Genomic DNA, 10,565 nt, shown 5'->3' with positions numbered 1-10,565 from the left:
AGATGCTCCAGCGCTGCTTGGCGATGCCGCCCTCCCACATGAGGTCGACGATGAGCTTGAGCTCGTGCAGCACCTCGAAGTAGGCGATCTCGGGCTGGTAGCCGGCCTCGGTCAGCGTCTCGAACCCGGCCTGGACCAGGTGCGACATGCCACCGCACAGGACGGCCTGCTCGCCGAACAGGTCGGTCTCGGTCTCCTCGGTGAACGTCGTCTTGATGACGCCGGCGCGGGTGCCGCCGATCGCCTTGGCGTACGACAGCGCGAGGTCCCACGCCTTGCCGCTGGCGTCCTGCTCGACCGCGATGATGTCGGGGATGCCGCGACCGTCGACGAACTCGCGACGCACGGTGTGACCCGGCGCCTTGGGCGCGACGAGCACGACGTCGACGCCGGCCGGCGGCGTGATGTAGCCGTAGCGGATGTTGAAGCCGTGACCGAAGATCAGCGCGTCACCGTCGACCAGGTTGGGCTCGATCGAGTCGGCGTAGACGTGTCGCTGGACCTGGTCGGGCGCCAGGATGACGACGACGTCGGCCTCCTCGACCGCCTCGGCGACCGAGCGGACCCGCAGGCCCTCGGCCTCGGCCTTGGCGCGGCTCTTGGAGCCCTCGGGCAGGCCGACACGCACGTCGACACCGGAGTCGCGCAGGTTGAGCGCGTGAGCGTGCCCCTGGCTTCCGTAGCCGATGACCGCCACATGGCGGCCTTGGATGATGCTCAGGTCAGCGTCGTCGTCGTAGAACAGTTCAGCCACGGGATGGTTCTCCTTGGAATTCAGCTTGCCTGCGTGCCGGGGACGGCGCGAAGGGTGCGGTCGGTGATGGAGCGGGGCCCGCGGCCGATGGCCACGCGTCCGGACTGGGCGATCTCACGGATCCCGAACGGCTCGAGGACGTTCAGCATCGCGGTCAGCTTGCCCGCGTCTCCGGTTGCCTCGATCGTCACGGCATCGGTGGCAACGTCAACCACTTTAGCCCTGAACAGATTGACGGTCTCCAGCACCTGTCCGCGGGTCTGGGGATCGGTCTTGACCTTGATCAGCATGAGCTCGCGCTCGACGGCGCTGCTCGAGTCGAGCTCGACGATCTTGAGGACGTTGACGAGCTTGTTGAGCTGCTTGGTGACCTGCTCCAGCGGCAGCTCGTCGACGTTGACGACGATCGTCATCCGCGAGATCTCGGGGATCTCGGTCGGGCCGACCGCCAGCGAGTCGATGTTGAAGCCGCGGCGCATGAACAGGCTGGAGACCCGGGCCAGGACGCCCGGGGTGTTCTCCACGAGAACCGACAAAGTATGAGAGGTCACGGTGAAACTTCCTGCTCGGAGTGACAGTTGCAGACATGCGGTGACGTGATTCGACGGAACATGTCAGAGGTCCTCGTCGTCCCACTCGGGCGCGAGATCTCGCGCGATCTGGATGTCGTCGTTGCTGGCGCCGCCGTGGACCATGGGCCACACCATCGCGTCGCGCTCGACCACGAAGTCGATGACCACGGGGCGGTCGGTGATCGCCATGGCCTTCTCGATCGTCGCGTCGAGGTCCGCCTCGTTGTCACAGCGCAGCCCGACGCAGCCGTACGCGTCGGCGAGCTTGACGAAGTCGGGTATCCGGCGGGCGCCGATCGACTCCGGGCCGGTGTTGAGGTCGGTGTTGGAGTAGCGCTCGTTGTAGAGCAGCGTCTGCCACTGCCGGACCATGCCGAGCGACGAGTTGTTGATGACCGCGACCTTGATCGGGATGCCCTCGATCGCGCAGGTCGCCAGCTCCTGGTTGGTCATCTGGAAGCAGCCGTCGCCGTCGATGGCCCACACGACCTGGCCGGGCAGGCCGACCTGTGCACCCATCGCGGCGGGCACGGCGTAGCCCATCGTGCCGGCGCCGCCGGAGTTGAGCCACTGGCGCGGACGCTCGTAGTCGACGTAGTGCGCGGCCCACATCTGATGCTGGCCGACTCCGGCGACGTACGTCGCCGAGGGCCCCGCGATCGCACTGAGCCGCTCGATGACGGTCTGCGGGGCGAGCCCCTCGGACGGCTTCTCGTAGCCGACCGGGAACTTCGCCTTGATGCCCAGCATCTGGGTCCTCCACGGCGCGAAGTCGCCCTGGACGCCGTCCTCGGACGCCTGCTTCTGCAACATCGTGATGAGGTCCGCGATGACCTCGCGGCAGTCGCCCACGATCGGGACGTCGGCGGTGCGGTTCTTGGAGATCTCGGCCGGGTCGATGTCGGCGTGGATGACCTTGGCCAGCGGCGCGAACGACGCCAGGTGACCCGTCACGCGGTCATCGAAGCGCGCGCCGAGCGAGATCAGCAGATCGCTCTTCTGCAGCGCCGCGACCGCCGCGACGGTGCCGTGCATGCCCGGCATGCCCAGGTGCAGCTCGTGCGAGTCGGGGAACGCGCCACGCGCCATGAGCGTCGTGACGACCGGGATCTGGGTCAGCTCGGCGAGGACCTTGAGCTCGGCCGCGGCCTCCGCCTTGATGACGCCACCACCGACGTACAGGACGGGGCGCTCGGCGGCGGCGATGAGGCGCGCCGCCTCGCGGACCTGCTTGCCGTGCGGACGTGTCGTGGGGCGGTAGCCCGGCAGCGCCAGCTCGGTCGGCCACCGGAACGGCGTCATGGCCTGCAGCGCGTCCTTCGCGATGTCCACCAGGACCGGGCCGGGACGACCCGTGCCGGCGATGTGGAATGCCTCGGCGATGACGCGCGGGATGTCGGCGGCGTCGGTCACGAGGTAGCTGTGCTTGGTGATCGGCATCGTGATGCCGCGGATGTCGGCCTCCTGGAAGCCATCGGTGCCGATCAGGTGGGTCGCGACCTGGCCCGTGATGGCGACGATCGGGACCGAGTCCATGAACGCGTCGGCGATCGCCGTCACGAGGTTGGTCGCGCCGGGGCCCGAGGTCGCCATGCAGACGCCGACCTTGCCGGTGACCTGCGCGTAGCCCTGGGCCGCGTGCCCGGCGCCCTGCTCGTGCCGGACGAGGATGTGACGGATCTGCTCGGAGTCGAAGAGCGGGTCGTACGCGGGGAGGATCGCGCCGCCGGGGATGCCGAAGATGGTGTCCACCCCGGCGTGCTCCAGTGCGCGCACGAGGCTCTGCGCCCCGGTCATGTGCTCCGAGAGCTGCTCGGTCATGAGTTCGTACCTAACTGTTCGTTGCTTCGTGTGCCGGTCGCGACCGGCCTGTTCGCATAAAAAAATCCCCCGGCCCGAGGGCAATCGAGGGAGACGCGGGGCCTGCAGGGGCCGTCGCGTCAATCATCTACTACAAGAGTCCGAATCTGCACGGGACAAGTCTCGTCCCGCTCCGAGCAATTATCAAGCCGTGAGACATTTCGTACCACCATGTGGACCTTCGACGATCTGACAAAGCGCACCGGCGCCTGACAGGATGACCATGCCAGCCTGCCACGTACGTCGCGGGCCACACTCTCAGGGGGACACATGAAGAACACCATCAGCGCTGCCATGATCGTGGCGGCTCTCGCCCTCACCTCTGCCTGCGGCGGCGGCGGCGACGGCGACGACCGTCCGACCAAGGCCGAGGTCAAGACCGCGATCACGAAGAAGGACAGCGTCTTCGGCTCCGCGATCCCGAAGGCCGCCGCCGACTGCGTCGCCACGGTGCTCGTCGACTCGAAGGTGTCGGACAAGGCGCTGACCGCGATCGTCGAGAGCGACAAGGACTTCAAGGGCAGCAAGGCCGACGAGAAGGCCCTGACGGGCCTGTCGAGCAAGTTCGGTACCTGCGTCACGAAGTAGTCAGCCCGTCGACGGCCCGGTGGAGCGCTGCTCCGCCGGGCCGTCGTGCGTCCGGGTCAGAGCAGCGGCAGGGCGGGATCGTCGCTCGGCAGCCTGCCGGTCGCGAGCCGGATCCAGGTCAGCTCGTCGTCGACCTGTGGAGGCCGGCCGACCGTGTCGGTGTACGCGGTCGCCAGCACCTCACGCACCAGCTCGACGGTGCCCGCGAGCAACGGTGGGGGCGCGACGACCGGAACTGACCGGCCCAGGTCGTCCCCGTGGACCACGAGCTCGATGACCCGGGTCGCGACGAAGTCGTCGAGCCGCAGCGCCCCCCGCGGGGTGCTCACGACGTCGCTGCGCAGCCGGTCGAGCGTACGGAAGCCGAGCCGCGCGCAGTTGTCGATGCCGCCGAGCAGGTCGGCCTCGAACGACCGGGCGAGCTGCTTGGTGCCGTCCGCGATCTCCTGCGCCGAGGCGCCGTAGCCGGCGACGTAGTCCCCCAGCGCGAGCGGAGCGGTGCGCGTCTCGGGGCCCAGCACCGTCAGCGCGAGGAAGGACCGACCCACGTGCGTGACGAGCTCGTGCACGTTCCAGGCCTCGAGCACGCTCGGCTCGGTGCGGTGGTCGAGCACCCCGGACTCCTCGATCCACGCCCGCAGCGCGTCCCACTGCTCACGGAGCAGGTCCCGGCCGGTCACCACGGCGAGGGCGCGTAGTCCTTGAGGAAGACGCCGTGGACGTCCTCGCCGGCCTCGCCGCGGACGATCGGGTCGTAGACGCGGGCGGCCCCGTCGACCAGGTCGAGCGGCGCCTTGAACCCCTCCTCGGCCAGCCGCACCTTGGTCGGGTGCGGCCGCTCGTCGGTGATCCAGCCCGTGTCGACGGCAGTCATGAGGATGCCGTCCTGCTCGAGCATCTCCCCCGCGCTGGTGCGGGTCAGCATGTTGAGCGCGGCCTTGGCCATGTTGGTGTGGGGGTGCCCGGGGCCCTTGTAGCGGCGGCTGAACTGGCCCTCCATCGCCGAGACGTTGACGACGTACGTCCGACGCGCGTCTGCCGCCGCCATCGAGGGCCGCAACCGGCTGACGAGGATGAACGGTGCGGTCGTGTTGCACAGCTGGACCTCGAGCAGCTCCAGCGCATCGACCTCGTGCACCCGCTGGGTCCAGCTGTTGACGTCGACGGTGTCGGGCACGAGTCCCCCGGCGTCGATGCGCGACAGGTCGGCCGACCCGGCGCTGAGGGCCAGGCTGGTCAGCTCCTCGGCGGTATGCGAGTCGCCGGCCAGCACGGGGTGGGCCGCGACCGAGCCGACCAGCGCGGCGGGGTGCGCGTCGCTGGTGTGGCCGAAGGTCAGCAGCTCGGGCAGCGGGCCCTCGGGCAGCGGGGCGGACTCGGCGTCGGCCAGCGGGGCGTACGCGCCGGGGGTACGTCGCACGGTCTGCGCCGCGTTGTTGATCAGGATGTCGAGCGGTCCCTGCTCGGCGACGGAGTCGGCCAGCCCGACGACCTGGGCCGGGTCGCGCAGGTCGATGCCGACGATGCGGAGCCGGTGGATCCAGTCGCCGCTGTCGGGCATCGCGGTGAAGCGGCGGACCGCGTCGTGCGGGAACCGGGTCGTGATGGTCGTGTGGGCGCCGTCGCGGAGCAGCCGCAACGCGATGTACATCCCGATCTTGGCACGGCCACCGGTCAGCAGCGCGCGCTTGCCGGTCAGGTCGGTGCGGGCGTCCCGCCGGGCCCGGTTGAGGGCGGCGCAGTCGGGGCAGAGCTGGTGGTAGAACGCATCGACGACGGTGTACTTCTGCTTGCAGATGTAGCACGGCCGGGCGACCAGCAGGGTGCCCGCCGAGGCACCCACGGCGGCGGAGACCAGCGGGATGCCCTCGGTCTCGTCATCGATGCGGGTGGCCGATCCGGTCGCGGTCGTCTCGACCACGGCACGGTCGGCGGCGGCGACCTCGGCCCGCTTGGCGAGCCGGCGCTGCTTCTTGACGTCCTTGTAGAACTTGCCGCAGGCGTGCCGCAGGGCCACGTAGGCCTCGTCCTCGTCCTCGAGGAACTGCGCCTGCCCGAGGACCTTCAGGGCGATCGCCAGCTCGTCGTCGTCGAAGCCGGCACGGGGATGGGAGGACATGCCCCCATTCTCCCTGACCCGTGGCCCCCGCCCTGCCGCGGGTTCAGCGGCGCCAGAGCCTCGAGCGCCGTGGGCGGTGAACCACGTGGTGGTCGCGAATCTTGCGTGACAGGATCTCTCGCATGACAGCGTCAGCCACACGCCCGGAGACACCACGCACGGCCCTCGCCTCCGCGTTAGACGCTCCGAAGCGTCCCGAGATCCAAGGTTTGCGCACAATCGCTGTCCTGCTCGTGGTGCTGTACCACCTGTGGCCGAGCACCTTCAGTGGCGGGTACATCGGGGTCGACATCTTCTTCGTGATCTCCGGCTTCCTGATCACGTCGCACCTCCTGCGAGAGGTCGATGCCACGGGCCGGGTAGATCTGGCCCGATTCTGGGCACGCCGCGCACGCCGACTGCTGCCAGGCGCCTACCTGGTGCTGGCCGCAACGGCGATCGGTATCTACGTCTGGGTCCCGCGGCTCCGCTGGCCACAGTTCTTCAACGAGATCATCGCCTCGACCCTCTACTACGAGAACTGGTCGCTCGCCCACGACGCTGTCGACTATCTCGCCGAGTCCAACGCCGCCTCGCCTGTGCAGCACTACTGGACGTTGTCAGCCGAGGAGCAGTTCTACCTGGGTTGGCCACTGCTCATGCTGCTCGGCCTCTTCATCGCCTCACGCTTCGGCGCGCGCAGGCGCGTTGCCATCGCTGCCGTCCTCGGAGCCGTGGTCTGCGGGAGCCTGGTCTACTCGCTCCATCTCACCTCGGCCGACTCGGCTCGCGCGTACTTCATCACGCCGACCCGTGCGTGGGAGTTCGGCTTCGGCGCGATGCTCGCCTTCGTGCCGACGACTGCACTGTCACGTGTTCCCACCGCCCGCCGCGCGGTCGCGTCGTGGGCCGCGATCACCGTCATGATTGGCGCCGGCTTCGTGTTCGACGGCGCCACCCCGATGCCCGGCACCGGCGCCATCGTCGTGGTCGTGGCAGCAACCGCCTTCCTCGCGGCGGGGGGCCCGACCCAGTGGTGGGCACCGCTGGCGGTCCTCGATCGACGTGCCGTGCAGTTCACAGGCGAAATCTCGTACGCGCTCTATCTGTGGCACTGGCCGCTCATCATCCTGTTGCCGTACGCGCAGGGGCACCCGAACGACAACCGCGCCCTCGCCGGCATCCTCGCCCTGGCGTTCATCCTGGCCACAGCATCGACCTTTCTCGTCGAGAACCCGATCCGCACCGGCCGGGCCATGCGAATTCGGGTACCCGCCGTGAGCCTGACCTTCGCGCTGCTCGGCGCCGTCGCCTTGGTGGCGCCGAGCGCAGCGATTCGACTCGGACAGGAGAAGGCCGAGGACCGCGCACTGACCATCGCGAGAAACATCGCCGAAAGGACCCCCCGATGCTTCGGAGCCGCATCCGTGGATGCTGAAGCCCCCTGCTCGAACCCTGATCTCGACCGGGTCCTCCTGCCTGACCCACGGTTCGCCGAGAGTGACCGTCCAGACAACCTCGCGTGCGCTAGCCGCCCCGCGGGTGAGCCGGTCGTGCCTTGCGCAACGGGCAACTGGAGCGACCCCTCCGTTCCGAAGGTGGCCCTGATCGGGGACTCTCACGCGCGCATGCTGAGCTCCGCACTGACGGCGCTTGCCGAACAAGGTGACCTGGCCTACGACGGCTACTTCCAGAGCGGTTGCCTCTGGAGCGCCGACGCGCCCGGACGCACCAAGTACGTCGCTGAGTGCAACTCGTTCAAGGAGAAGCTGCCGGCCCTGCTGACCGATGACCCGGGCCGGTACGACTTCATCGTCACCACCGGTCGTGCCTCCAAGCTCGAGGGCACCCTGGACGAGAAGGCCGGTGGGCTGGTCAGGGCGTGGAAGACAGTCACAGACCTGGGAATCCCGGTGGTTGCGATCACCGACATCCCCGAGATGAGTCCGAAGATCAACGAGTGCCTGGAGAGAGCTCGACGCGACGAGGTTGACGCCTGTGCTGCGAATCGCTCACAGGTTCTGTTGGACTCGGACCCGTTCACAGCTGCTGCCGCGAAGTCGCCGGGCGGACGCGTCATCGACCTGACACCGTTCTACTGCGGTGCCAACACCTGCCCTGTCGTCATCGGCGGAGTCACTGTGTACGCCGACTTCAACCACCTCACCGCGACGTACTCTCGCACGCTGGCTCCCATCATCAAGCGCGAGCTTGTCCGTGACGGCCTGCTGCATCGCTAGCCTGCGGGCGACGACGCCTGCCGCAGATTCTCCCTGACCCGTGGCCCCGCCCTGCCGCGGGTTCAGCGGCGCCAGAGCCTCGAGCGCCGTGGCCGGTGGATCACGAACCGGTCGCCCAGCGCCGCGCGGACCTCCTCGGGCACCTCGTCCAGGGTGAGGACGTGGACGGTCGCGACTCCCAGCGCGGCGACGTCGGCCGAGGCCGTGACCGCCGCGTCGATCCGCCCGGGGACACCGGTCGCGTCGGCACCGGGCACCGCGACGTACACCAGGCAGCCCAGCGGCGGGCTGTCGTCGACCGTGTAGCTGAACGCGTGCAGCTCACGGACGGTGTCATCGTGCGACGACGCCTGGACGACCGCGGCCCGGACGGCTTCCGGCAGCCCGTCCCACGCCGCCAGCCGCACCTCGGAGCCGACGGGGAACGCGGGGACGTACCGCTTGAGGTTGGCGACGTAGGACGCCGTCGCCGTCATGCCCGACGCGTGCTCCGGGTCGATCACGAAGCCGATGCCCGGCGGGAGCAGGGTCAGCAGCTCACGCACCGCGATGCGCCGCAGCTCCCACGACTCGACGTGAAGCGCGTCGGTGGCGATCGCCTCCTCCGACCACACCGCCACCATCTGCTGGCCGGGGGTCGACTCGGTGCCCGAGAAGACCCCCGTCGTGCGGTCGACCCCGATCAGGACCGAGCCGAAGAGGACGTCCCACTTCGTGGCGAAGCGGCCGCTCATGCCGATGTCCCGCTTCAGCCGCAGACGGCGCCGTCGGCGGCCGAGCTGACGAGCTTGGCGTACTTGGCCAGGACGCCCTTGGTGTACTTCGGCGGGTTGGGCTCCCAACCGACCTTGCGGGCCTCGAGCTCGTCGGCGTCGACCTCGACCTCGAGGGTCCGGTTGGCCATGTCGAGCACGATCGGGTCGCCGTCGCGGACGAACGCGATCGGACCGCCGTCGACCGCCTCGGGGGCGACATGGCCGACGCACAGTCCGGTCGTGCCGCCGGAGAAGCGGCCGTCGGTCATCAGCAGCACGTCCTTGCCGAGGCCCGCGCCCTTGATCGCCCCGGTGATCGCGAGCATCTCACGCATGCCCGGGCCGCCCTTGGGACCTTCGTAGCGGATGACGACGACGTCACCGGCGGTGATCGTGCCGTCCTCGAGCGCGTCCATCGCCTTGCGCTCCCCGTCGAACACCCGGGCGGTGCCGCGGAAGACGTCGGAGTCGAAGCCCGCGCTCTTGACGACGGCACCGTCGGGCGCAAGCGAGCCGCGCAGGATCGTCAGCCCGCCGGTCTTGTGGATCGGCTTGTCCAGCGCCCGGATGACGTCGCCGTCGACCTTGGGCTCGATGTGCGCGAGGTTCTCGGCCATGGTCTTGCCGGTGACGGTGAGGCAGTCGCCGTTCATCAGGCCGGCGTCGAGCAGGGCCTTCATGATGACCGGGATGCCGCCGACCTTGTCGACGTCGTTCATGACGTAGCGGCCGAACGGCTTGAGGTCACCGAGGTGCGGGACCTTGTCGCCGATGCGGTTGAAGTCCTCGAGGGTCAGGTCGACCTCGGCCTCGCGGGCGATGGCCAGCAGGTGCAGCACGGCGTTGGTGGAGCCGCCCAGCGCCATGACCAGCGCGATGGCGTTCTCGAACGCGGGCTTGGTCATGATGTCGCGCGCCGTGATGCCCTGGCGGAGGAGCTCGACGACAGCCTCGCCGGACTTGATGGCGTACTCGTCGCGGCGGCTGTCGATCGCCGGCGGCGCGGACGACCCGGGCAGGCTCATGCCGAGCGCCTCGGCGGCCGAGGCCATCGTGTTGGCGGTGTACATGCCGCCGCAGGCGCCCTCACCCGGGCAGATCGCGCGCTCGATCTTGTCGACCTGCTCGCGGGAGATCAGGCCCTTCAGGCACGCGCCGACGGCCTCGAACGCGTCGATGATCGTGACGTCCTTGCCGTCGACGTTGCCGGGCATGATCGATCCGGCGTAGACGAACACGCTGGCGAGGTCGAGGCGTGCCGCGGCCATCAGCATCCCGGGAAGCGACTTGTCGCATCCCGCGAGCAGCACCGACCCGTCGAGCCGCTCGGCGCTCATCACGGTCTCGACCGAGTCGGCGATGATCTCGCGAGACACCAGCGAGAAGTGCATGCCCTCGTGGCCCATCGAGATGCCGTCGGAGACCGAGATGGTGCCGAACTCGAGCGGGTAGCCCCCACCGGCGTGCACGCCGTCCTTGACCGCCTTGGCCAACCGGTCGAGCGAGAGGTTGCAGGGGGTGATCTCGTTCCACGAGCTGGCCACCCCGATCTGCGGCTTGACCCAGTCGTCGTCGCCCATGCCGACCGCCCGGAGCATGCCGCGGGAGGCTGTCGCCTCGAGGCCGTCGGTGACGACCCGGGACCGGGGTTTGATGTCCACATTGCCAGTGGTGGTCGGCTTCTCCTGGGTGTCTGTC

Annotated in this window: 9 protein-coding genes; 2 read left to right on the top strand and 7 right to left on the bottom strand. The window is 69.1% G+C overall.

From position 1 onward, the window contains the following. From ilvC to JWQ91_RS03360, 3 genes are all read right to left on the bottom strand, one after another. Nucleotides 1-754, bottom strand: a 754-nt coding sequence (gene ilvC / locus JWQ91_RS03370) for a ketol-acid reductoisomerase (RefSeq protein ID WP_297780827.1), incomplete at its 3' end; no start/stop codon positions are given. A 20-nt stretch (nucleotides 755-774) separates the two neighbouring features. Beyond that, nucleotides 775-1,305, bottom strand: coding sequence for an acetolactate synthase small subunit (ilvN, locus tag JWQ91_RS03365; RefSeq protein ID WP_297780824.1), 531 nt, complete (start codon nucleotides 1,303-1,305; stop codon nucleotides 775-777). A 63-nt stretch (nucleotides 1,306-1,368) separates the two neighbouring features. Next, nucleotides 1,369-3,231 (bottom strand): acetolactate synthase large subunit, encoded by a 1,863-nt coding sequence (locus tag JWQ91_RS03360; RefSeq protein WP_297780833.1) that lies wholly within the window; start codon nucleotides 3,229-3,231, stop codon nucleotides 1,369-1,371. A gap of 225 nt (nucleotides 3,232-3,456) precedes the next feature. Between JWQ91_RS03360 and JWQ91_RS03355 the strand changes: the two genes are divergently transcribed. After that, the gene (locus JWQ91_RS03355; RefSeq protein ID WP_297780822.1) at nucleotides 3,457-3,774 is read left to right on the top strand and encodes a hypothetical protein; all 318 of its coding nucleotides are present in this window, start codon (nucleotides 3,457-3,459) and stop codon (nucleotides 3,772-3,774) included. A 56-nt stretch (nucleotides 3,775-3,830) separates the two neighbouring features. Here JWQ91_RS03355 and JWQ91_RS03350 read toward each other — a convergent pair whose 3' ends face one another. Both JWQ91_RS03350 and JWQ91_RS03345 read right to left on the bottom strand, forming a co-directional pair. Next, entirely contained in the window at nucleotides 3,831-4,457 is a 627-nt protein-coding gene (locus JWQ91_RS03350; protein ID WP_297780821.1) for a maleylpyruvate isomerase N-terminal domain-containing protein, read from the bottom strand. Further along, nucleotides 4,451-5,893 carry an SDR family NAD(P)-dependent oxidoreductase gene (locus tag JWQ91_RS03345; protein ID WP_297780818.1) on the bottom strand — a complete coding sequence of 481 codons (1,443 nt, stop codon included), beginning with the start codon at nucleotides 5,891-5,893 and terminating at the stop codon, nucleotides 4,451-4,453. The genes JWQ91_RS03350 and JWQ91_RS03345 overlap by 7 nt, the downstream gene beginning before the upstream one ends. Nucleotides 5,894-6,015: 122 nt before the next feature. Between JWQ91_RS03345 and JWQ91_RS03340 the strand changes: the two genes are divergently transcribed. After that, a complete protein-coding gene (locus tag JWQ91_RS03340; protein ID WP_297780816.1) occupies nucleotides 6,016-8,112 on the top strand; it encodes an acyltransferase family protein in 2,097 nt (698 codons plus the stop codon). A gap of 62 nt (nucleotides 8,113-8,174) precedes the next feature. Here the strand turns inward: JWQ91_RS03340 and JWQ91_RS03335 are convergent, their stop codons facing one another. Beyond that, complete coding sequence (locus JWQ91_RS03335) at nucleotides 8,175-8,846, bottom strand: hypothetical protein (protein ID WP_297780813.1); 672 nt, start codon at nucleotides 8,844-8,846, stop codon at nucleotides 8,175-8,177. A gap of 14 nt (nucleotides 8,847-8,860) precedes the next feature. Then, nucleotides 8,861-10,528: a dihydroxy-acid dehydratase gene (ilvD, locus tag JWQ91_RS03330; protein WP_297780830.1), complete on the bottom strand. Its 1,668-nt coding sequence runs from the start codon at nucleotides 10,526-10,528 to the stop codon at nucleotides 8,861-8,863. Nucleotides 10,529-10,565: the final 37 nt, after the last annotated feature.

Origin of the sequence: Aeromicrobium sp. (genome assembly GCF_025965075.1) — a bacterium.
Classification (GTDB): domain Bacteria; phylum Actinomycetota; class Actinomycetes; order Propionibacteriales; family Nocardioidaceae; genus Aeromicrobium.
This window is presented reverse-complemented; position numbering and strand designations above follow the sequence as displayed.

Excerpts from the sequence above, each read along its gene's own strand:
- JWQ91_RS03335 (WP_297780813.1), bottom strand. The coding sequence starts at position 8,846 with ATGAGCGGCCGCTTCGCCACGAAGTGGGACGTCCTCTTCGGCTCGGTC.
- JWQ91_RS03355 (WP_297780822.1), top strand. The coding sequence starts at position 3,457 with ATGAAGAACACCATCAGCGCTGCCATGATCGTGGCGGCTCTCGCCCTC.
- JWQ91_RS03345 (WP_297780818.1), bottom strand. The coding sequence starts at position 5,893 with ATGTCCTCCCATCCCCGTGCCGGCTTCGACGACGACGAGCTGGCGATC.
- JWQ91_RS03340 (WP_297780816.1), top strand. The coding sequence starts at position 6,016 with ATGACAGCGTCAGCCACACGCCCGGAGACACCACGCACGGCCCTCGCC.